This is a genomic window from Luteimonas soli (assembly GCF_042648865.1).
Lineage (GTDB): Bacteria > Pseudomonadota > Gammaproteobacteria > Xanthomonadales > Xanthomonadaceae > Luteimonas > Luteimonas soli.
This window is the reverse complement of sequence record NZ_JBHRYA010000007.1, coordinates 103,068-122,261: the sequence shown is the minus strand read 5'-3', so window position 1 is coordinate 122,261 and position 19,194 is coordinate 103,068. Positions and strand designations below refer to the sequence as shown.

At 70.5% G+C, this 19,194-nt stretch carries 21 protein-coding genes and 1 pseudogene; 18 read left to right on the top strand and 4 right to left on the bottom strand.

The window, feature by feature from the left end:
- Nucleotides 1–38 precede the first annotated feature (38 nt).
- The 14 genes from ACFONC_RS07960 to ACFONC_RS07895 all read left to right on the top strand — a co-directional run bounded on the left by ACFONC_RS07960 (nucleotide 39) and on the right by ACFONC_RS07895 (nucleotide 9,836).
- On the top strand, nucleotides 39–1,325 hold the full coding sequence (locus ACFONC_RS07960; protein ID WP_386743200.1) for an FHA domain-containing protein: 1,287 nt from the start codon (nucleotides 39–41) through the stop codon (nucleotides 1,323–1,325).
- 117 nt (nucleotides 1,326–1,442) lie between these two features.
- Nucleotides 1,443–1,760, top strand: a complete 318-nt coding sequence (locus tag ACFONC_RS07955; protein ID WP_386743199.1) for a hypothetical protein — start codon at nucleotides 1,443–1,445, stop codon at nucleotides 1,758–1,760.
- A 99-nt stretch (nucleotides 1,761–1,859) separates the two neighbouring features.
- Nucleotides 1,860–2,261: a hypothetical protein gene (locus ACFONC_RS07950; protein ID WP_386743198.1), complete on the top strand. Its 402-nt coding sequence runs from the start codon at nucleotides 1,860–1,862 to the stop codon at nucleotides 2,259–2,261.
- 11 nt (nucleotides 2,262–2,272) lie between these two features.
- Entirely contained in the window at nucleotides 2,273–3,064 is a 792-nt protein-coding gene (locus ACFONC_RS07945; RefSeq protein WP_386743197.1) for a hypothetical protein, read from the top strand.
- 13 nt (nucleotides 3,065–3,077) lie between these two features.
- Nucleotides 3,078–3,719: a hypothetical protein gene (locus tag ACFONC_RS07940; RefSeq protein ID WP_386743196.1), complete on the top strand. Its 642-nt coding sequence runs from the start codon at nucleotides 3,078–3,080 to the stop codon at nucleotides 3,717–3,719.
- A gap of 18 nt (nucleotides 3,720–3,737) precedes the next feature.
- Nucleotides 3,738–4,406, top strand: a complete 669-nt coding sequence (locus ACFONC_RS07935; RefSeq protein WP_386743195.1) for a FliH/SctL family protein — start codon at nucleotides 3,738–3,740, stop codon at nucleotides 4,404–4,406.
- Nucleotides 4,403–5,767, top strand: a complete 1,365-nt coding sequence (locus ACFONC_RS07930; RefSeq protein WP_386743194.1) for a FliI/YscN family ATPase — start codon at nucleotides 4,403–4,405, stop codon at nucleotides 5,765–5,767. Before ACFONC_RS07935 ends, ACFONC_RS07930 begins: the two co-directional genes overlap by 4 nt.
- Nucleotides 5,764–6,255, top strand: coding sequence for a hypothetical protein (locus ACFONC_RS07925; protein WP_386743193.1), 492 nt, complete (start codon nucleotides 5,764–5,766; stop codon nucleotides 6,253–6,255). Before ACFONC_RS07930 ends, ACFONC_RS07925 begins: the two co-directional genes overlap by 4 nt.
- Before the next feature lie 11 nt (nucleotides 6,256–6,266).
- Nucleotides 6,267–6,986, top strand: coding sequence for a hypothetical protein (locus ACFONC_RS07920; RefSeq protein WP_386743192.1), 720 nt, complete (start codon nucleotides 6,267–6,269; stop codon nucleotides 6,984–6,986).
- 141 nt (nucleotides 6,987–7,127) lie between these two features.
- Nucleotides 7,128–7,358 (top strand): hypothetical protein, encoded by a 231-nt coding sequence (locus tag ACFONC_RS07915; RefSeq protein WP_386743191.1) that lies wholly within the window; start codon nucleotides 7,128–7,130, stop codon nucleotides 7,356–7,358.
- A 3-nt stretch (nucleotides 7,359–7,361) separates the two neighbouring features.
- Nucleotides 7,362–7,646, top strand: a complete 285-nt coding sequence (locus ACFONC_RS07910) for a hypothetical protein (RefSeq protein ID WP_386743190.1) — start codon at nucleotides 7,362–7,364, stop codon at nucleotides 7,644–7,646.
- A 218-nt stretch (nucleotides 7,647–7,864) separates the two neighbouring features.
- Nucleotides 7,865–8,347 carry a hypothetical protein gene (locus ACFONC_RS07905; RefSeq protein WP_386743189.1) on the top strand — a complete coding sequence of 161 codons (483 nt, stop codon included), beginning with the start codon at nucleotides 7,865–7,867 and terminating at the stop codon, nucleotides 8,345–8,347.
- Nucleotides 8,348–8,527: 180 nt separating this feature from the next.
- Complete coding sequence (locus ACFONC_RS07900) at nucleotides 8,528–8,836, top strand: hypothetical protein (RefSeq protein WP_386743188.1); 309 nt, start codon at nucleotides 8,528–8,530, stop codon at nucleotides 8,834–8,836.
- Nucleotides 8,837–8,957: 121 nt separating this feature from the next.
- The gene (locus ACFONC_RS07895) at nucleotides 8,958–9,836 is read left to right on the top strand and encodes a hypothetical protein (protein WP_386743187.1); all 879 of its coding nucleotides are present in this window, start codon (nucleotides 8,958–8,960) and stop codon (nucleotides 9,834–9,836) included.
- Between the two features lie 36 nt (nucleotides 9,837–9,872).
- Here ACFONC_RS07895 and ACFONC_RS07890 read toward each other — a convergent pair whose 3' ends face one another.
- On the bottom strand, nucleotides 9,873–10,997 hold the full coding sequence (locus ACFONC_RS07890; RefSeq protein ID WP_386743186.1) for a hypothetical protein: 1,125 nt from the start codon (nucleotides 10,995–10,997) through the stop codon (nucleotides 9,873–9,875).
- 9 nt (nucleotides 10,998–11,006) lie between these two features.
- Here ACFONC_RS07890 and ACFONC_RS07885 point away from each other — a divergent pair, with 9 nt between their 5' ends.
- On the top strand, nucleotides 11,007–11,330 hold the full coding sequence (locus tag ACFONC_RS07885; protein WP_386743185.1) for a hypothetical protein: 324 nt from the start codon (nucleotides 11,007–11,009) through the stop codon (nucleotides 11,328–11,330).
- Nucleotides 11,331–11,772: 442 nt separating this feature from the next.
- On the opposite strand, the gene ACFONC_RS07880 is transcribed toward ACFONC_RS07885, so the two are convergent.
- Nucleotides 11,773–12,687, bottom strand: a complete 915-nt coding sequence (locus ACFONC_RS07880; RefSeq protein ID WP_386743184.1) for a 5'-nucleotidase, lipoprotein e(P4) family — start codon at nucleotides 12,685–12,687, stop codon at nucleotides 11,773–11,775.
- 106 nt (nucleotides 12,688–12,793) lie between these two features.
- The gene (locus ACFONC_RS07875; RefSeq protein ID WP_386743183.1) at nucleotides 12,794–14,773 is read right to left on the bottom strand and encodes a UvrD-helicase domain-containing protein; all 1,980 of its coding nucleotides are present in this window, start codon (nucleotides 14,771–14,773) and stop codon (nucleotides 12,794–12,796) included.
- 122 nt (nucleotides 14,774–14,895) lie between these two features.
- On the opposite strand from ACFONC_RS07875, the gene ACFONC_RS07870 reads away from it, so the two are divergent.
- Nucleotides 14,896–15,711 carry a hypothetical protein gene (locus tag ACFONC_RS07870; protein ID WP_386743182.1) on the top strand — a complete coding sequence of 272 codons (816 nt, stop codon included), beginning with the start codon at nucleotides 14,896–14,898 and terminating at the stop codon, nucleotides 15,709–15,711.
- Between the two features lie 210 nt (nucleotides 15,712–15,921).
- On the top strand, nucleotides 15,922–16,737 hold the full coding sequence (locus ACFONC_RS07865) for a hypothetical protein (RefSeq protein WP_386743181.1): 816 nt from the start codon (nucleotides 15,922–15,924) through the stop codon (nucleotides 16,735–16,737).
- A gap of 68 nt (nucleotides 16,738–16,805) precedes the next feature.
- Here the strand turns inward: ACFONC_RS07865 and ACFONC_RS07860 are convergent, their stop codons facing one another.
- Entirely contained in the window at nucleotides 16,806–18,557 is a 1,752-nt protein-coding gene (locus ACFONC_RS07860; RefSeq protein WP_386743180.1) for a YadA-like family protein, read from the bottom strand.
- Nucleotides 18,558–18,880: 323 nt separating this feature from the next.
- Here ACFONC_RS07860 and ACFONC_RS07855 point away from each other — a divergent pair.
- Nucleotides 18,881–19,194, top strand: a pseudogene (locus ACFONC_RS07855) (thymidine kinase); the annotation flags it as partial.

The window sequence follows — 19,194 nt, the reverse complement described above, 5'->3', positions numbered from 1 at the left end:
AAACAACGACGGCGCAAACTTCCGCAAGGAGCCAGGCCATGTCATCCAACCAGCCCGAATCCAACGTCGCCAACGAAACCGCCGTGCCCGCGCCGGGCAACGTCCTGCGCATCCTCTCGGGCCTGCACGCGGGCGCAAGCCGCGACTTGGCCGAACAGGAAATGATCCTGGTCGGCAGCGGCGACGACTGCGACATCGTCCTGGCCGACCAGGGCGTCGCGCGCCACCACGCGCTGGTCAACCTCGTCGGCGGGATGTCGTCGCTGCGCGCGCTCGATGCGCCGCTGCGCGTCGACGGCCTGCCGCTGCTCCCGGGCGACCCGGTCGAACTGCGCGGCCTGCAGCGGATCGAGCTGGGCGAGGCGGCGATCGCCTACGGCCAGGAGCACGACCCGGGCTGGGCGACGCTGCTGCCCGATGCGGCGGCCATCGCGAACGCCTCGCGCCCGCAGGGCGCCGGCGTGCGCAAGCTGCCGCTGATCGCGGCGCTGGCGGTGCTGTCGCTGGCGTCGCTGGCGATCTTCGCCGCGGTGATGCCGCAGCACGAGAAGCCGGTCGACCCGCGCTCCCAGCTGCAGGCGATGATCAGCGAGTTCCACGTGGTCGACGGCCAGGTCGCCGAGGATGCGGAAGGCCGTCCGGTGCTGCGTGGCACGGTGCGCGACGCCAGCGTGCGCGAGAGCATCGAGAAGCGCATCGCCAAGGGCGGCTTCGAAGCCGCGATCGACCTGCGCTCGGGCGACAAGATCGCCGACGACGTGAGCGAAGTGCTGCGCACGCAGGGCATCAACGCCAAGACCCGCTACCTGGGCAACGGCGTCGTCGAGGCCAGCGGCCGTTTCGAGGACATGGACGCGATGCGCACGGCGGCAAGTTCGCGCGCGATGGACGACGTCCCGGGCGTGACCAAGGTGCTGGTCAGGAACTTCGTGCCGGCCGACCAGCTCAAGCGCACGGCCGCCGGTCCGACCGAGGCCGCCGCCCGCAACGCGCCGACGCGGATCGTGTCGGTGGTGCGCGGCGAGCAGCCGCACCTGGTGGCCGTCGACGGCACCGAATACCCGGTCGGCAGCGAGGTCCCCGGGCACGGGCGCCTGGTGTCGATCGGCCAGTCCGCGCACGTCATCAGTGCCGACGGCGCGCTCCACAAGGTGGTGCCCAGGCCGGTGACGGCGGCGGAGCTCGAAGCCGCCGCCGAGAAGCAGGCCGCGGCGGACGCGGCAGCGGCGGGGATCGCGGCCGTGCAGGACGAGGCCGCCGGCGAACAGCGCCGCGTCGCGCGCGCCAGCGTGCCCGCCAAGCGGGACGCGCAGCACAAGCAGTAAGCATGCGATACAGGCCGGCAACGGCCGCTTTCACGAGGCGTCGCAATGGCGTCAGGTTCCATCACCAATCCGGTTCCATCATCAAGCGATCAACGATCGCGCAGAGGAGAGAAGACCATGAACGACAACATGAGCCCGGTTCTCAGCTTCGTCGGCCGCAGCAGCGTCGGCAGTGCATCGGTCCGCCCGGGTGCATCGACCGGGGACAGCAGCAGCTGGTACGAGGCGATGTCCAAGGCCTGGGGCCAGACGCTCGACGCCCAGGCTTCGCAGATCACCAACCTGTCCGACACCATCGGCGCCGGTGGCGACCAGCCCTCGAACATGGTCAAGCTGACCGCCGAGAGCCTGAAGATGCAGTTCCTGTCCAACAACGCCGCGACCTCGCAGAACAGCGTCGGCCAGGCACTCGAGACGCTGGGCAAGCGCCAGTAATGCACGCCGCGCGTTGCCTGCGCGCGTGGCGGCATCGTGCCGCCGCGCGGGCATGACACCGCGCGATCCGCGTTTCGCCCGGTCAAGGAGACGAAGGAAATGATCGAAGCCATCCAGGTCGCGGTCGATGCCGCGCAAGCCAATCCGGCCGCATCGCCCGCGGCTCAGCCACAAGCCACCATGTTCGAAGTCAACCAGTTCGCGGAAGCCTACGGACGCGGAGGCAGCAGCACGGGCGGCGCAGACGCCGTCGCGGCGCCGGCACAGCCATCCGAAGGCATGCGCATGCTGATGTCGACGTTCGAGAACCTCAACGCCGGCGCCGACAAGATCAGCGCCATGTCGCAGGCGCTCACCAGCAGCGGCAGCGATCCAACGCCCGGCCAGCTGCTGCAGGTGACGATGGAAGCGCACAAGTTCCTGTTCAAGGCCGAACTGACCTCCAACGTCGCCAACCGCACCTCCGATGGCGTCCAGCAGCTGTTCAAGCAGCAGTCCTGACGGTGACCGGCATGAATGCGTCGAACGCAAACAAGCGCCTGGTGTTCATGGCCCTGTTGCTGGCCTGCCTTGCGCTGGCGGGCTGCAGCGGTTCGGCGTTGTACAGCCACCTCGAGGAGCAGCAGGCCAACCAGGTGATGGCCGCGTTGCTCGGCTCGGGGATCAAGGCCGACAAGAACCTGTCGGCGGACAAGAAGGGCTGGGAAGTGCGGATCGCCGAGAACGACTTCCCGCGGGCGATGGCGATCCTGGAATCGCGCGGGCTTCCGCGCCGGGCATCGCTCACGATGGGCGAGATCTTCAAGCGCGAGGGCTTCGCCACTTCGGCCACCCAGCAGAAGGCGCTGTACGTCTTCGGCCTGGAGGAGTCGATGCGGCAGAAGCTGCTCAAGATCGACGGCGTGGTCGACGCCGCGGTCTCGATCGCGCTGCCCGATCGCGACCCGCTCGGCGGCGACACCGTCGACTCCTCGGCCTCGGTGTTCATCTACCAGGCACCGGGCGTCGACCTGCGCGACCGCGAGACCGACCTGAAGGTGGGCGTCAAGGACAGCATCGAGGGCCTGGACGACGTCAACAAGGTCACGATCAAGTTCTTCACCGTCGGCGGCGCACTGCCGGCCGGTAAGGCCGTGGCGGGGCAGTCGAAGACGATGCCCGCGGTGCTGGCGTCGATCAGCCCGCTGGCGATCGCGATCACCATTGCCGTGGCGGTCTTGCTTGCGCTGGCGATCGCCTTCGGCGGACGCGTCCGCGCGCGCCTGGCGCAGGCCAAGCAGCCGCCGCGCGTGTGGAACGGATGACCCGGGCGTCGCGATGAGCCTGCAGGCGGTGTTCGCCGAGATCCACCCCGACTGGTACCGTCGGGCGTCGGTGGACGGGCGCGAGGCCGCGCCGTTCGACGATGCGCTGCTGCAGCAGGCGCGCGACAGCGCGCTCGGGCGCCGGATGCTGGCGCGCTGGCTGCTGCGCGACATCGGCGGCGAACTGCTGGCGCCGCGCCCGGACGGCGCGACCGCGGCGCCCGTCGTGCGCTGGCCGCGCGCACGCCTGGCCGGGCTGCTGCGCGACCTCGGCGCGCTGGCGTTCGCGCCGGCGATCCGCGCCGAAGTCCGGCGCGAACCGGTGCGCCAGCTGCGTCGCGCGCTCGGCAACGGCTACTTGCTGGCGCTGGACAAGCAGGTCTGGGACGGCAATGTGGCGCCGCCGGTCGTCGCGCGGCTGCGCGCGGCGCTGGCCGACGCCCTGCCCGGCGACCAGGACGACGCCGCGCTGCACGCGCTGCTCGACCGCCACGGCCGCGGCGAGCTGCAGGCCTGGGCCATGCAGACCGATCCCGCGCTCGCCGAATGGCTGCGCCTGCAATACCCGCCGGAAACGCCCGCCGAAGCCCACCTGCCGCAGCCGCAGGTGCGGTTCCTGCACGACCACCACCTCGCCCGCGCCCGCGCGGACTGACAACCGGAACACGAGGCCATGCCCGCCGAATCCGCCGCCCGAACTGCTCCCACGGCCTCCGCAACGCCGGCGACGGTTGCGGTGTTCGAAGCGCGCCGGTTCGACCGCGCGCTGGCCGGCAGCGTGGTGCCGGCGAAGCAGTGGCAGCGGATCGATGAGCTCGACGCCCTGCTCGAGCAGATCAACACCCTGTACGCGCAGGCCGGCAAGGAAATCGAACAGGCGCGCGAACAGGGTTACTCGGCCGGCTTCGCCGAAGGCCTGGCGCGCGTGCAGCAGCAGATGACCGAGCACCTGGCCGCGCTCAACGAACGCCGCGCCCGCGTGCTGGCCGAGGCCAGCGCCCGGGTCACCGACCTGGCCTGCGCCATCGTCGCGCGCATCGCGCCGGACTTCGACGCGCGCAGCGTGGTGCCGCCGCTGGTGATGCAGGCCGTCGAGGCCGCGCAGGCCGAACAGTTCCTGATGCTGCGCGTGCATCCGTCGGTGCGCGAGGAAGTCGCCGCCGGCTTGGGCGCGGTGCGCCAGGCGCATCCGGCGGTGGGCGTGATCGAGTTGGTCGAGGACGTCAGCCTCGACCCGATGAGCTGCGTGGTGGTGTCCGAGGCCGGCGAAGTGCGCGCCGGCGTGGCCCAGCAGATCGAGGCGATCCGCACCGCGCTCGCGGGCGTGGGAGCGCGCGAATGAACCTGCCGTTCGCCTCGCCGGCCGACGCGGTCAGGACCGTGCCGGGCGCGCCCGACCCGTTGCTGGGCGCGCTGGCGAAGGTGCAGTCGATCGAGCGCGTCGGCCGTGTCGCCGAAGCGCACGGCACCCTGATCCGCGCGACCGGCCTGAAGGCCGCGATCGGCGAACTGTGCGTGCTGCGCAACCCGCCCGGCGAAGGCGATCCGAATTTCCGGCTGTCGGCCGAAGTGGTCGGCGTCTCCAGGCAGATGACCCTGCTCACGCCGCTGGGCGCGCTCGACGGCATCTCGGCCACCACCGCCGTGCATGCGACCGGCCGCCAGGCCGCGGTGCGCGCCGGCGACGGCCTGCTCGGCCGCATCCTCGACGCGCACGGCGAGCCGATCGACGGCAAGGGTCCGATCGGCGACAGCGTCGAGGCGCCGATCTACGCCGCCTCGCCCAACCCGCTCGCGCGCAGCCTGATCGAGCGTCCGTTCGCCACCGGCGTGCGCGCCATCGACGCGACGATGACCACCGGCGAAGGCCAGCGCGTCGGCATCTTCGCCGTCGCCGGCGGCGGCAAGAGCACCTTGCTGGGCATGCTCGCGCGCGGCGGTGACGCCGACGTCAACGTCATCGTCCTGGTCGGCGAGCGCGGGCGCGAGGTCAACGAATTCATCCACGACAACCTCGGCGATGCCGGCCTGGCCAGGTCGGTGGTCGTGGTCGCCACTTCCGACCGGCCCGCGCTTGAGCGCAGCCGCGCGGCGTGGGTCGGCACCGCCATCGCCGAACACTTCCGCGACAAGGGCAAGCGCGTGCTGCTGCTGCTCGACTCGGTCACGCGCTTCGCCCGCGCGCTGCGCGACGTGGGCCTTGCGGTCGGCGAGCCGCCGGCGCGGCGCGGCTTCCCGCCGTCGGTGTTCAGCGCGCTGCCGCGGCTGTTCGAGCGCGCCGGCAACAACGACAAGGGCTCGATCACCGCGTTCTACACCGTGCTGGCCGAGGACGAGGACGGCGGCGACCCGATCGTCGAGGAAGTGCGCTCGATCCTCGATGGCCACATCGTGCTGTCGCGCAAGCTCGCCGCGGCCTACCACTATCCGGCCATCGACGTGCTCACCAGCCTCAGCCGCGTGATGCCGCGCGTGGCCGAGCCGGCGCACCAGCGCGCGGCCGGCCAGCTGCGCAAGTACCTGGCCAAGTACCAGGACATCGAACTGCTGCTGCAGCTGGGCGAGTACAAGCGCGGCACCGACCCCGACGCCGACGTCGCGATCGAGAAGATCGGCCCGATGCGCAAGCTGCTGCAGCAGTCGGCCGACGAGCTGGTGCCGTTCGAGCAATCCGCCGACGCGCTGCGGAAGTTGTTCGGATGAAGCGCTATCCCCTCCACACCCTGCTGCGCCTGCGCGAGCACCGCACCGACGCGGCGCGGCAGGTGGTGCTGCAGAAGCAGCGCGCGGTGCAGGCCTGCCGCGATGCGTGCACGCGGATCGAGCAGGAGATCGTGGACCTGGGCAACGAGCGCGCCGGCCAGCGCGCGCGCCTGCTCGACGCGCCGCCGCCGGGCGCGGACTGGTCGAGCGTGCTTGCGCAGCGCGAATCGCACATCGACTGGCTGGGCGGGCAGATCCAGGCCGCGCAGCAGCGCCTGGCGCAGGCGCACAAGGCGCTGCAGGCGGCCGAGAACGAACTGGCGCAGGCGCGCGAGGCATTCTTCCGCGCCAAGGCCCGGCAGGAGGCGCTGGAGAAGCGGCGCGACAGCTGGCGCGGCGAACAGCGCGCGCTCGAGGCACGGCAGGAAGAGGACATCACCGCGGACCTGTTGATGGCGCGCAGCCACGGCGCGCGGCCACCGCACTGAGAGGGACGATCATGAGCATCGAACGCAGCCAGTCATCCACCCAGGCGGACCCGGCCCGGGACGTCGGCCGCGACAAGGCCGACATCCGCCCGCGCGAGCCGGCGCCGCGCGAGAAGGTCGACGATTTCCAGCGCCTGCTGCAGGGCAAGCGCGAGCAGCGTGATCCGCGCCTGCCGGCGCAGTCCGGCGACGATGGCAGGCAGCCACAGCAGGCCGCGCGGCGCGAAGGCCAGCAGGCGCCGACGCGGCAGCAGGACGAGGCGGCCATCGCCGGCCACCAGCAGGCGTCCGAGCGTTACGACGACGACCCGATGCTGCGCCACCACCGCGACGATGCCGGCGGCACGCAGGCGCAGCAGACCCTCGACCCCGCCGCGCTGTACCAGGCGCAGATGGCGATGCGCGACGGACTGCCGCAGGCGACCACGCCGACGCCGCTGAACCCGAACGCGTTCGCCGACATGGTCGAACGCCACCTCAAGCAGATGGCCACCGATCGCGGCGCCGCGGCCGGTGCCGGCGACGGCCGCGTGCTGCTGCGCATGGCCGATGCCACCCTGCCGGGCACCGACCTGCTGCTCAGCCGCACGCCCGAGGGCTGGGTGCTGCGCGCCGACGTGCGCTCGCGCAGCAGCTTCGATGCCATCCGCGAAGCCGCGCCTGCGCTCGCCCGCCGCTTCGCCGAGCGCAACCTGGGCACGCTCAGCATCGACCCGCATTTCCACGGCTGACGGCCGGCGCCTAGGGTCGACCCCAGATCGGGCACGTCCTAGCTTGGGCCCGGCTCCACATCCTCCGAAACTGGCATTGCGTTGAGGGAACAGTGCGCCACGGCGCGGCATTCCGAATCCAATCCAGAAGGGAGAACGACAATGTTTGATCTTGGAGATATCGCGAAACTCGCAGGGCAAGTCATTGGCGGCATGGTCGGCGGTCCGGCCGGCGCGATGATCGGCAGCATGATCGGCGACATGATCGGCCAGGCGATCGAGGGACAGTCCATCGACCTGCTGGGCGATTCCGGCCTGGCCGAGGCGGCGATCGACCTGTTCCAGGGCAACTACCAGGGCGCCTTCAACCTCGCGCTCAACGCCGGGGGCTGAGCCGTGAACCGGGGTTGGGTCGAAGACGTCGAGCGCCTCCACCAGGAAGGCCTCATCGACGGCGACGACCAGAACACGCTGATCCGCCACGTGGAGGATCAGCGTCGTTCGTTGCAGGAAGAGCTCGCGCTGATCGTGCCCGAGTACAAGGAGCGCATCACGCGGGACGGGCAGTCCAGCGCCGACGAATGGCTTGCCGCCAAGGCGCGTGAGCTGGGCGAACGCGATGGCGACAAGACGCGACGCGTGGTCGATTCGCTGTCCACGGTGGAAAACCAGTCCTCCTGACCTGCCCCGCTCGCAGGCAACCAGGCACCCGCGAAGCCACGCTTCGCGGGTGTCGTCGTATTCGCGCTGGCACGTCGAAGCGGCGCGCGTGACGTCGGAGTGATGCCATCACCTCGGGTTAACCCCAGATGGGGCGCGAGCTGCTATCAAGCATACTCACGGCCATGCAAGCGCCGTCGCCGACGCGACCGGTGCAGTTCACCAAGAGGAGTACAGCCATGTCATCGAATGCCGCAACCGACGACCTGGAGCAGATGCGCAAGCAGTTGTTCGGGGACTTCGAGGAAATGCTCGGCAGCCAGGGCAACATCGATGCCGCCGACCGTGACAGCCTGCTGCGCCACTTCCGCGACGCGCTCGACGAACAGTCCGCGGCCAGCGAGCCGGTGGACGTGGACAAGATGCGGGCCGACGTCGCCCAGACGCTGGACCTGATGCAGCAGCACGGGCTGATCGATTCGCAGGACAGCGCGGACATGGGCGAGGCCTTCGCCAAGGCCCTGCAGCCGCTGCAGGACGAAACCCTGCAGCGCGCCACCGAGTTCGCGCGGCGCGTCCGCGAGGACGGCCAGGAAAGCGCCAACCAGTGGCTTGCCGCGCAGTCCGCCGGTGCGCAATCGCCGGCGCCACCGGCGTCGCAATCGATTCCCGCGCACGTGGCCAGCGCGCTCGACACGGGCAAGCCGCGCAAGCTCCGCTGAGGGCTGCCGGCGGTGCATCCGGGGTGTTCCGGAACCCCGGGTTCACCCCACTAGGGTACGCCCCAGCTGTTTTCGAGGTTCCGGATCGTCCACTCTATGCCCACGGTAGGACTTCACCCGCTTCCGGACAGGAAGCATCCGAGCAAAGCGACGATCACTCACATTTCCGGGAGAACGAACATGACCGCAAGTTTCGATTTCAGCGTCCAGTACCAGGTCACCGACAGTGGCGTCGGTGAGGCCAAGGGCAAGGCAAAGGGTGGCGACGGCGGCTGGCTGATGGCCTTCGCCGAAGCGATGGGCAAGCTGATGCAGAAGCAGGTCGAGAAGATCCAGGACTTCGCCGACAGCATCGGCGACAAGCCGACGCCGTCGGATTCGACCAAGCTCACCGCCATGACCCAGATGTTCCAGATGTTCATGAATGCCGTGAGCACCGCGCTCAAGGCGATGGGCGAAGCCAACGCCGGCATGGCCCGCAAGCAGTAACCGGCAAGCAAGCCGGTCAAGGGGAAGCCAGGCGCATGCGCCTGGCTTTCCTGTTTCCGGGGTGGACGCGATGCGAGGACGCACGGCGTCCGCCGTCCGTCCAATGCGAGGCGATCATCAGATGATGCGTTTGCTGCTTGTGCTCGCGGCGCTGGTGTCCGGACTGGGAGCGTCGCTGTTCCCGGCCCGCGCGGCGCACGCGCAGGACATGATCAACAACCTTCCCGATTACACCGGCGCCTGGCTCATGGCTGACCTCATGCAGCGACGCGGCAGGGACCCGGAGGAAACGTCGCGCAAGGACAGGCAGGAGGAACGCAAGGTGGAACAGCCCGACAGGCAGGCGGCCGCGAAGCCGCCTGCCCCCGATGCCGAAACGATCCTGCGGCAGGCCGCGTACGTGCCTTCGGCCAAGGTCGAAGCGACGCTGGACGATGCCTTCGCCGGTTTCCTGGCCGGGCAGCGCCCGGACGCCTCGTCGCCCGGCCTGCTGCGCGCGCTGGCCGAGGACAACCCGGCCGGCTCACCCTTCCTTGACCTGCTCGCTGGCGGGCTGGGCGGCGGCGACCGCGACGCCCTGCGCGCAGCGCTGCAGCGCGGCGAACTGCAGCACGGCTACGCACAGTGGCTCTCGTCGATGGGGTACACGGACCGCAACCTGTTCGATGTCCACGCCGCCTTCCTCATGCATTCGTGGGCGATCGCCAACAACGGCGTCATGACCCGCGACAGCAAGGCCGCGTTCGGCGCCGTGCGCGAAGAGCTGGCCGAGTTGCAGGCGGGCGCCGACGCGCCCAGGACGCTGTCGCGCAGCGATGCGCGCAAGCAGGAGGAGGCGCAGAGTTTCGCGCTGCTGACCGCATTGCTGGTGTCGGCCTGGGCGGACGCGGATGCGCGCGAGAAGATCGTGCTGGCCAACGGCGTCAGTGCGCTCGGGCGGCGCATCGGGATCGATTATGCGGCGGTCACGCTGACGGAAGACGGTTTCGAGTCGCGCTGAGCGGACACCGGCAGTACGCGATCGCAGGCGGGAAGCTCAGCGACGGCGATGCGACATCCAGCGCGCCACGCCCCAGGCGCCCACGCCGGTGGCCACTCCGAGCACGGCCAGCCAGGCGGTGTAGTTGCGGTCGTTGATCGAGTCCATGAGGCGTCCGTCGCTGCCGACGAAGGCGACGATGGCCACGGCCACGCAGCCGTAGGCGATGATCGCCAGCATCCAGAACAGCCACTGCAGGGCGCGCTGGATCTCGCGCTCCGAACCCGCCTCGCCGGCCTCGCCGGTGTGGCCCGTGGCGCCCATCGCCCAGAGCAGTCGTGCCAGTCCGCCCTGGGGCATGCCCGCCATCCGGCTGCGCAGGCTGCGGCGCTGCGCGCCGTCGACCGTGTGCCCGGCCGGGTTGAGCATCTGTTCGCCGCGCAGCGCGGCCGCGTCGTTGGCCGGAAGGATGACGCCGCGCGCATCCGCGGCCGGGTTGCCGGCGATCGTCGCCACGGTCAGTCCGGCCGCGGCCAGCGCGGCGGTGTTGCCGGGGGGCGGCATCGCGGTATTGGCCAGGGCGGGCGGCGCGGTGGTGGCCGGCGCCGGCGCCGTGGTGGCGGCTGCGTTGCGTGCGGCCGCGACCAGTGCGGCCGCGTCGGGACGGGCCGCGAGCGCGGCGTCGGCGGCGCGGCCCTGCGCGAGTGCAGCCGCGTCCGCGGGCCGACCCTGCGCCAGCAGCGCGGGATCGCCGAGCGCACGCTGCTGCGGAACGGCGTTGGCCGTCTGGGCCATCGTCGTCGTTCCGGTGGCGGCGTTGTTCGGAGTCGCGCCTTCGGCACGGACGCCCGATTGCGGCGCGTTGGTTCCGGGCGGCGCCATCGTCGTCGCCATCTGTGCACGCGCGTCCCCCCGCAGGGAGGCTTCGTGGCCGGGGTTCAGGTGTGCATTGGCGTTGGCGTTCGCGTGCGCCGGGGGTGCGTGCGTGCCTGCGGCTGTGTTCGCATTGGCATTGGCATTGGCGTGGGCCGGTGGTCCCGAGGCGTTGCGATGCTCTGCGTGGCCATCGCCACCCAGCAGGTTCTGCACGCCGTTGGCCACCGAGAACAGGCTGTTGCCAAGCTGGTGGACGACGCCGGGGACGTCCACGAGGCCGCGCGCCGCGGGGCCGCCGGTGTTCATGTTGCCGGGATGGCCGTAATCGCCGCCGCCGTGGTGCCCGTTGCTGCCCTGCGTGCCCTGGTTGCCATGATTTCCATGGTTCCCATGCGTGCCCTGGTTCCCCTGGTTGCCGCCTTCAACCGACGCGGGGTTGTTTCCCCCGGTGCGTGGGCCGTTGCCTTCATTGCCGTGGACGCCACCGTGATGGCCGCCGTTGCCATTGCCGTTGTTGCCGTTCCCGTTTGCCCTGTCGTTGCGCGGACCGTCGCCGCGGGGAGCCTGCGGCTCGCCCTCGTTCCCCGGCGGGGTTCCCTGATGGACGAAGCCCGGTCCGTTATTGACTGGCCCAACTGACATTGTGCGGCCCTCCCGGGACTTCCGACGCAGGCACCCGATTCCAGCGTATGGCAAGGGCGCGGGGCCCATCACCTAGGGCAAACCCCAGGTTGGCGACCGGCTTCCGGAACCGTGTGTGCGGTCGGGCACGAAACGCGCAAGAAGTCCCTTCATCCAAGGGACATGGCTCACCTTGACGTGACCTTCGTCGCTTCGGTTGAAACCACGTAGGTCAGGGTTACGCCCCCGACGGCTCTTGGTCTACCTGGATCTTCACGTCCCTCGGTTGGGAGAAGAACCAAAAAAAAGGGAAGGCGCTGGGCCTTCCCCTGGAAATGTCCGGCCGGGGCCGGTGGACTCTCGGTTGTGGCATGGCTCCGGCGCGGGCCGGATGCAGACAGGCTAACGTTCGCCAGAAGTTAATGCAACACCTGAAATAAAATGCTGTAACTTATTGATATTACTGATTCGCATAATCCAGGGCCTCGCGCTTGATCTCCCGGCGCTCGGACCGGGGCAGGGCCCAGTCGTTGTCGAACAGGGCCGGCTCCCAGCCGCCGTAGGTGGGGTTGGGCAGCATCCACCAGCGCTCGCCGAACCAGTCGCCGTACTCCTCGAGCAGCGCGGTGCGAGCGGTCGGGGTGTTGTCGGCGACCTCGACGAAATCGCCGAGCTGGTCGCCGAACTGCATCAGTACGCGGTATTCGCGCCCGGCCAGGCGGCGACGGCAGTTCTTCTCGCTGCCGTGCTGCTCGCAGCCCGGCACCGTCGTGCCCAGGCCGAGGAAGACCTCGTCATTGGCCACGGGCATCCCCACCGCCTTCAGGTTGGCCAGGGTGGCGTCCTTGAGGTGCACGGCGCGGTTGGAAATGTAGAGGATGGTCACCCCCTTCGCCGCAGCGGCCTTCGCGAAGTCGATCACGCCGGGGACCGCCCTGGCTTTCTTCTCGGCCACCCACAGGTCCCAGCTCGGATCGCTGTACTGGGCCTGGTCGCGGACCAGACGCGCCTGGTAGGGCGAGTTGTCGAGCACGGTTTCGTCGATATCCATGATCACCGCCGGCTTCAGGTGCGCGGTGTCGCCGGCGTTGTCGCGTTCGGAAGGCACCAGCGCGTCGCGGCGCACGTCGGCCAGCGCCGCATCGAGCTGGTCGGCGGCGGCGCGGTAGACCGTTTCGGCCGCCGCCCTGTACTCGGCCGAAGTCTGCACCCAGAGCACGGCATTGAGGTTGTCGTCGGCGGGGCTGTCGGCCGCGCCTGCTTCCACCGACGTAGCGCGCGCGTCGGCTTGAGGCGCTTCCGGCGGCATGGACTTGCAGCCCGCCAGCGACAGCGCGGCGGCAAGCAGGGAGGTGGCGAGGAGCGAGTGGCGCATGGCGGGCGACCGGCAGCGGAGAGGTCGCCGAGTCTAGCGAAGTCAGGCGGTCGGCAATCGCCGGCCGGCGCCGGTGCGCGCGAACCAGGGCGCGTCCGGCCGCCGCTCAGCCTTCCAGCATCGCCTTGATCGCGGCGAAGCCGACGTCGGCGCGTTCCTTCTTGCGCGCGGCGTCGGCGACCGGGTCTGCGCCATCGCGCTGCAGCTCCGCGGCCGGCAATTCGTCTAGGAAGCGGCTGGGCGCCAGCCGCAGCTTCGATCCCCAGCGCTGCGCCTCGCGCGAGTGCGACAGCCACAGCTGCTCCTTGGCGCGGGTGATGCCGACGTAGAGCAGGCGCCGCTCTTCGTCCAGACGACCCTCGTCGAGGCTCGCCTCGTGCGGCAGAGTGCCGTCCTCGACGCCGACGATGAACACGTAGCGGAACTCCAGCCCCTTGGCCGCGTGCAGGCTCATCAGCCGCACCTGGTTGCCGGCCTCGTTCTTGTCGGCGTGGGTGAGCAGGGCGAGCGAAGCGGCCAGTTCGCCCGGTCCGGCGCCGCCGCGCGCGCCGTCGAACCAGTCGGCCAGTTCGTCCAGGTTGCCGCGGCGGATCTTGAACAGTTGTTCGGTCTTGCACTGCGCGCGCAGCGCGGCGAGCAGGCCGGATCGTTCGTTGAGCTTGCGCACCAGCTCGGCCGGCGGCAGGTGCATGGCGTCGGCGCGCAGGCCGCGGACGATGTCGGCGAAGCCGCTCAGTGCATTCGCCGCCCGCGGCGGCAGCTGCTTGAGCAGGCTGATCGATTCGGCCGCGCGCGACAGCGGCAGGTGCGCGTGCTGCGCGAGTTCGGCCAGCTTCGCCAGCGAGGTCGCGCCAACGCCGCGCGTCGGCGACTGCACCGCGCGCAGGAAGGCCGCGTCGTCCTCGGGATTGGCCACCAGCCGCAGCCACGACAGCGCGTCCTTGACCTCGCCGCGGTCGAGGAAGGCGGTGCCGCCGGACAGGTGGTACGGCACCCGCAGCAGCTGCAGCGCCTTCTCCAGCGCGCGCGACTGGTGGTTGCCGCGGAACAGGATGCAGAAGTCGCTCCACGGCGCGCCGCGGGCCTGGTTGATGAAGTGGATCTCGCCGGCCACGCGCTCGGCTTCGTGCGCGGAGTCGCGGCATTCCCACACGCGGATGCGCTCGCCTTCGGCCTGCGCGCTCCATAGCGTCTTGGGGTGTTCGTGCGGGTTGTTGGCGATCAGCGCGTTGGCCGCGCGCAGCACGCGGTTGCTGCAGCGGTAGTTCTGTTCGAGCTTGACCACCTTCAGCGCCGGGTAGTCCTGCGCCAGCTGCGACAGGTTCTCGGGATTGGCGCCGCGCCAGGCGTAGATGCTCTGGTCGTCGTCGCCCACGCAGGTGAAGTGGCCCTTGTCGCCGGCCAGCGCCTTGAGCATCCGGTACTGCGCGTCGTTGGTGTCCTGGCACTCGTCGACCAGCAGGTAGCCGATGCGTTCGCGCCAACCCAGGGCGACGTCGGCATCGTTCTCCAGCAGTTGCACCGGCAGCCGGATCAGGTCGTCGAAGTCCACCGCGTTGAACGCCGACAGGCGCGCCTGGTACTTCGCGTACAGCGCCGCGGCTTCGCGTTCGCGCGTCGAGCGCGCGGCCTCCAGCGCCTGTTCCGGCGACAGCCCGGCGTTCTTGGCGCGAGAAATCAGCGCATGCGCGGCCTGCACCGCGTCGGGCTTGGCGCCGGGCAGCAGGTCCTTGAGCTGGCTCGCGGTGTCGTCGGCGTCGAAGATCGAAAAGCCGCGCCGCAGCCCGGCCTTGGCGTGCTCGATCTGCAGCAGCTTCAGGCCCAGCGCGTGGAAGGTGCAGACCGTCAGCCCCTCCGCGCCGTCGCCGCGGATGCGCTTGGCGACGCGCTCGCGCATTTCCTTCGCCGACTTGTTGGTGAAGGTGATCGCGGCGATGCGCCTGGCAGGATGGCGGCCGGACTGGATCAGGTGCGCGATCTTCTCCACGATCACCCGGGTCTTGCCGCTGCCCGCGCCGGCGAGCACCAGCAGCGGGCCCTCGACGTGGGCGACCGCGGCGGATTGTTGGGGGTTGAGGCCGTGCATCGGGAAAGCTGGGTAGGCGGACGCGCATCTTACCCGGCGCATGGAATGCCATCGGTTTGCAGACACCGCCGCGCGGCCTGTCTAGGATGTCGTTCTCATCCCTGGAAGAAGCCGGATTACCGATGCGAAAGACCTGGTGGTGCCTGCCCGTGTTGCTGTCGACCGCTTTCGCGAGCCTGGCCGACAAGCCGCCGCTGCCGCCCGACCCGACCGAGGACCCGGTCATGGTGACGTCGGGATTCCTCAACAGCCACCCCGACCTGCGCTATCGCCTGCTGGGCATGGAGGCGATGCGCGAGGACCGGCATGAGGATGCGTTCAAGTTCTTCCGCCGCGCGGCGCACTTCGCCGACAAGCCGTCGCAGGGCATGGTGGCGGAGATGCTGTGGAACGGGGACGGTGTCGCGCAGGACCGCGCGCTGGCCTATGCGTGGATGGACTTGGCCGCCGAGCGCGGCTATGCCGGTTTCCTCGGCCTGCGCGAGCGCTACTGGAGCGCACTCGACGAGGCCGAGCGCGCACGCGCACTGGAAGTGGGGCAGGAGGTCTATGCGCACTACGGCGATGCCGCCGCCAAGCCACGCATTGCCATCCAGCTGCGGCGCGGCCTGCGGCAGATGACCGGCAGCCGCACCGGCATGGTCGGCAGCTTGAAGATCTACGTGCCCGGCCCCGGCGGTTTCCAGCAGATCGACGGCAGCAAGTTCTACGATCCGCGCTACTGGGAACCCGAGAAGTACCAGCAGTGGCACGACGCGATCTGGCTCAAGCCGCGCATCGGGCGGGTGACCGTCGGCGAGGTCGAGCAGGCCGAGGGATCGGCCGTGGAGTCGCGGGTGCCGGCGACCGCTCCCGACATGGATGCCGCCGCGCCGGAGGCGCCGGACGTCCCGGCAGACGCCATTCCGGGAACGACGCTTCCGCCACCGGAGGAATAGGCCCCGGTCCGGCGGGTCAGCGCCCGCCAGCCCGGCGCTGCCGCCGGGCCGTCAATCCCTGGTCGGGCGCGCACGCGGGCCGGCGGTCATGTGCGCGTTTGCCCGGGGTTGCGACGGATGGCCTGGCTGCAACGTATTGAAGGAAACAGGTACGTGGCGGGGCCGCACACCGATCCGGAAACCGCTGCACCGGGCCTGACGGAGGACGACATGAAGATCCACGCGCACACCCTGCTGCTGGCCGTCGCCGTGGTCGCCGCCCCGGCGCTTGCACAGCAGGCAACCGCCGCGGTGGAGCTGCAGCCACCGGTCGAACGCCCGGTCTGGGGCAATTTCGTCGGCGAGCCCGGCATCCCGCCGGAAATGATGACCGCCGGCTTCCTCGCCGGCCATCCGGACGTGCGCTGGCGGCGGGAGGGGCAGCACTCGTACAGCCGCGGCGAGTACGACATCGCGATCGACCAGTTCCTGCGCGCCGCGCGCTACGGCGACAAGCCGGCGCAGGCGATGCTGGCGGAGATGTACTGGAAGGGGATTGGCGTCACCCGCGACCGGCCGCGCGGCTATGCGTGGATGGATATCGCGGCCGAGCGCAGGTTTCCGAACTTCCTGATCCTGCGCGAACGCTACTGGAGCAGCCTCGACGCGCGCGAGCGCGAACGGGCCATCGACATCGGCCGCCCGCTGATGGACGAATACGGCGACGTCCGGGCGCGGCTGCGCCTGGCCAAGGTGATGCGACGCAACCAGCACGTGGCCACCGGCAGCCGGCTGGGCTTCGTCGGCCACATCGAGAACGACCGCCCGGGCCTGTTCGCCCGCAACAAGGGCGTGGCGCCGGGGACCGGGCCGTTGGCCAGCGCGGGCATCCAAGCATCGGCGGACGACTACTACGCCGCGCAGAACTGGGACGTCACCGCCTACTGGCGGCGCCAGGCCGAGGCCTGGGGCGTGCCGCCGCCGAACGGCACCGTGCATGTCGGCGAGGTGGCCCCGGTCAAGGCGGGCGAAGCCGCGGGGAACTAGCCGCGGCACCGGGATGCCGCCCGCGCGGCCGCCGGAGCCCGGCGACCGCGCGGTGCAAGCCCGGCCGGTTACCAGCTGAAGCCGGCGCCGCCCATCACGCTCGACTCGCCGCCGCCGAAGGCCGCGCCGATCGAGATGCTGGCGCGGTTGCCGATCGCGCGCTGGTAGCCCACGGCCAGCGCCGACTCGCCGTTCTGGCCGCCCACGCCCACGCCGATGCGGTTGGCGCCCGCCAGCCCGGCGGTGTTCATCGCCATGCCGGCATAGGCGCCGCTCATCGCCGCGAGCTTGTCGATCCGGCGGTCCTGTTCGCGGAAGCGCTGGTCCACTTCGTCGCGGAATGTGTCGAGCTCGGTGTTGAACTGCGCGAATACGGCGTCGGTGTAGGTGTTGGCCGCGTCCAGCGTCTGCACCGCGACGGTGTCGGTGTAGCCGTTGGCCGAGGCGAGGGTGGCCGCGTCGCCGGCGTCGGCGTGGGCATTGGCCGAATCCAGCGTTGCAGTCGCAGTGGCGTCAAGCTGGCCCCTGTTGACCGCGTCGCCCGCGGCCACGCCGTCGGCCACGTTCGAGATCACCGTGCCGTCGTCGCCGCCCAGGGTGATGGCCGCGTTGCCGGCGTCGTCGTATTCCACCGCGAGTTCGCTGCCCGAACCGGGCGGACCTTCGGGACCCTGTGGACCCGTGGGACCTTCAGGGCCCTGCGGCCCTTGCGGTCCCGTGGGGCCCTCGGGACCCTGCGGACCGTCCGGCCCCTGCGGTCCCGTGGGGCCTTGCGGCCCTTGCGGACCCGTTGGGCCTTCCGGCCCTTGCGGACCCTCGGGCCCCGCCGGCCCCTGCGGCCCGGCCGGGATCGCGTCGATGCTGTCCTGCAGCGAGTCCAGGCGGCCGTCGACCGCGGCAAAGGCGGCGCCGACGTTGTCGTAGCTGCTGCCCTGGATGACGTAGCTGGGCGCGGTGAACACGCCGCCGCTGAAGGCGGCGCCGCCGCCGAGCGCGGCGACGGCGCTGCCCAGCTGGCCCATGGTGGCCGCGTCGTGGTCGCCGATGCCGTCGGCGATGTTGACCAGCCGCCGCTGCAGGTCGCTGCCGTAGACGTCGCCGTTGACCTCGTCCAGGTCCGTGGCCAGGTGGCCGAAGGAGACGGTGTCGGCTTCCGAGGCGACCGAATCGCTGCCGATGGCCACCGCCCGGTCGGCGCCGGCCAGCACCCGGGTCTTGACGCCCAGCGCCACGCCTTCCTCGGCATGGGCCTGCGCGGCGTTGCCGAGGGCGATCGCGCGCGCCGCGGTGGCCTGGGTGTAGCGGGCGGGCTCGACGTTGGTGCTCGACAGGCCGAGGAAGCCGCCCAGCGCCAGACTGTTCTCGCCGCTGGCCAGGCTGTTCACGCCGCTGGCGGTGCTGAACTGGCCCGAGGCGCTGCTGTAGACGCCCAGCGCGATCGCGCCGAAGGCGCTGCCCCGCGAGCCGCCGCCCAGGGCGAGCGCCCAGGAGCCGCTGGCGTTCGAGTCGACCCCGATCGCGATCGTGTCGCTGCCAGTGGCATGGGAGTCGTAACCCAATGCCACGGCTCCCCTGCCCGTGGCCTCCGCGTTCGTGCCCAGTGCGGTGGCGACGAGACCTGCGACGGCGTCCTTTCCGCAGGCTGTGGCTCTCTCGTCCTCGGTGCCGGTGTCGGCGCCTCCGTTGTCCTGGGTTCCTGTTTCGCTGTCTTCCACGATGCAGGTGATGCCGGCCATCGCCGGCAGGCTGGCGCCGGCGCCGCAGGCGAGCAGCAGCGACAGGGCGAGGGGACGGATCCGTGGGAAACGCGGGTTGTGCATGGCGATGCTCCTTGGTCTGGAAAAGGCAAGGAGCACAACGTGGCGTCCCTGCACGTGGATTGCGCAGCGACATCGGGCAGGCGGCGGGGAACCGGCTTGATCGTGGGGGCGGGATGGAATCCCGGCTGCGTCGCCGAGGCCGAAAGCATTGCCGACGCCGCGTGGTGACGCGAAGGGTGGAGGCCCGCCGTGGCGGGTGCGCGCGCCGAACTGGTCTGTCGTTCCTCCCCGAACCTGCCGATCGCCTCGCTGCCCGCGCACTATGACGCGTGCGCCCGTCCGAGATCCGGATGCAGTGCACGGTTCGCGCATAAACTGCGCGCATGGCCAAGCTCTATTTCTACTACTCGGCGATGAACGCCGGAAAGACCACCACGCTGCTGCAGAGCGCGCACAATTACCGCGAGCGCGGGATGCGGGTGGCGATCCTGTCGCCGCGCCTGGATGATCGCGCCGGTAGCGGCCGGGTCGCTTCGCGGATCGGCCTGAGCGCCGATGCGGCCGGTTTCGGCGTGGACGACGACCTGCTGGCGTGGACCAACGCCGACATCGCCGCGCACGGCCGCCTGGACTGCCTGCTGGTGGACGAGGCGCAGTTCCTGCGCAAGCCGCAGGTGTGGCAGTTGAGCGAGGTCGT

What these genes read in the sequence shown, in the direction of transcription:
- ACFONC_RS07960 (WP_386743200.1), top strand. Translation starts at nt 39, where the DNA reads ATGTCATCCAACCAGCCCGAATCCAACGTCGCCAACGAAACCGCCGTG.
- ACFONC_RS07955 (WP_386743199.1), top strand. Translation starts at nt 1,443, where the DNA reads ATGAACGACAACATGAGCCCGGTTCTCAGCTTCGTCGGCCGCAGCAGC.
- ACFONC_RS07950 (WP_386743198.1), top strand. Translation starts at nt 1,860, where the DNA reads ATGATCGAAGCCATCCAGGTCGCGGTCGATGCCGCGCAAGCCAATCCG.
- ACFONC_RS07945 (WP_386743197.1), top strand. Translation starts at nt 2,273, where the DNA reads ATGAATGCGTCGAACGCAAACAAGCGCCTGGTGTTCATGGCCCTGTTG.
- ACFONC_RS07940 (WP_386743196.1), top strand. Translation starts at nt 3,078, where the DNA reads ATGAGCCTGCAGGCGGTGTTCGCCGAGATCCACCCCGACTGGTACCGT.
- ACFONC_RS07935 (WP_386743195.1), top strand. Translation starts at nt 3,738, where the DNA reads ATGCCCGCCGAATCCGCCGCCCGAACTGCTCCCACGGCCTCCGCAACG.
- ACFONC_RS07930 (WP_386743194.1), top strand. Translation starts at nt 4,403, where the DNA reads ATGAACCTGCCGTTCGCCTCGCCGGCCGACGCGGTCAGGACCGTGCCG.
- ACFONC_RS07925 (WP_386743193.1), top strand. Translation starts at nt 5,764, where the DNA reads ATGAAGCGCTATCCCCTCCACACCCTGCTGCGCCTGCGCGAGCACCGC.
- ACFONC_RS07920 (WP_386743192.1), top strand. Translation starts at nt 6,267, where the DNA reads ATGAGCATCGAACGCAGCCAGTCATCCACCCAGGCGGACCCGGCCCGG.
- ACFONC_RS07915 (WP_386743191.1), top strand. Translation starts at nt 7,128, where the DNA reads ATGTTTGATCTTGGAGATATCGCGAAACTCGCAGGGCAAGTCATTGGC.
- ACFONC_RS07905 (WP_386743189.1), top strand. Translation starts at nt 7,865, where the DNA reads ATGTCATCGAATGCCGCAACCGACGACCTGGAGCAGATGCGCAAGCAG.
- ACFONC_RS07900 (WP_386743188.1), top strand. Translation starts at nt 8,528, where the DNA reads ATGACCGCAAGTTTCGATTTCAGCGTCCAGTACCAGGTCACCGACAGT.
- ACFONC_RS07895 (WP_386743187.1), top strand. Translation starts at nt 8,958, where the DNA reads ATGATGCGTTTGCTGCTTGTGCTCGCGGCGCTGGTGTCCGGACTGGGA.
- ACFONC_RS07890 (WP_386743186.1), bottom strand. Translation starts at nt 10,997, where the DNA reads ATGAACACCGGCGGCCCCGCGGCGCGCGGCCTCGTGGACGTCCCCGGC.
- ACFONC_RS07885 (WP_386743185.1), top strand. Translation starts at nt 11,007, where the DNA reads ATGGCCGTAATCGCCGCCGCCGTGGTGCCCGTTGCTGCCCTGCGTGCC.
- ACFONC_RS07880 (WP_386743184.1), bottom strand. Translation starts at nt 12,687, where the DNA reads ATGCGCCACTCGCTCCTCGCCACCTCCCTGCTTGCCGCCGCGCTGTCG.
- ACFONC_RS07875 (WP_386743183.1), bottom strand. Translation starts at nt 14,773, where the DNA reads ATGCACGGCCTCAACCCCCAACAATCCGCCGCGGTCGCCCACGTCGAG.
- ACFONC_RS07870 (WP_386743182.1), top strand. Translation starts at nt 14,896, where the DNA reads ATGCGAAAGACCTGGTGGTGCCTGCCCGTGTTGCTGTCGACCGCTTTC.
- ACFONC_RS07865 (WP_386743181.1), top strand. Translation starts at nt 15,922, where the DNA reads ATGAAGATCCACGCGCACACCCTGCTGCTGGCCGTCGCCGTGGTCGCC.
- ACFONC_RS07860 (WP_386743180.1), bottom strand. Translation starts at nt 18,557, where the DNA reads ATGCACAACCCGCGTTTCCCACGGATCCGTCCCCTCGCCCTGTCGCTG.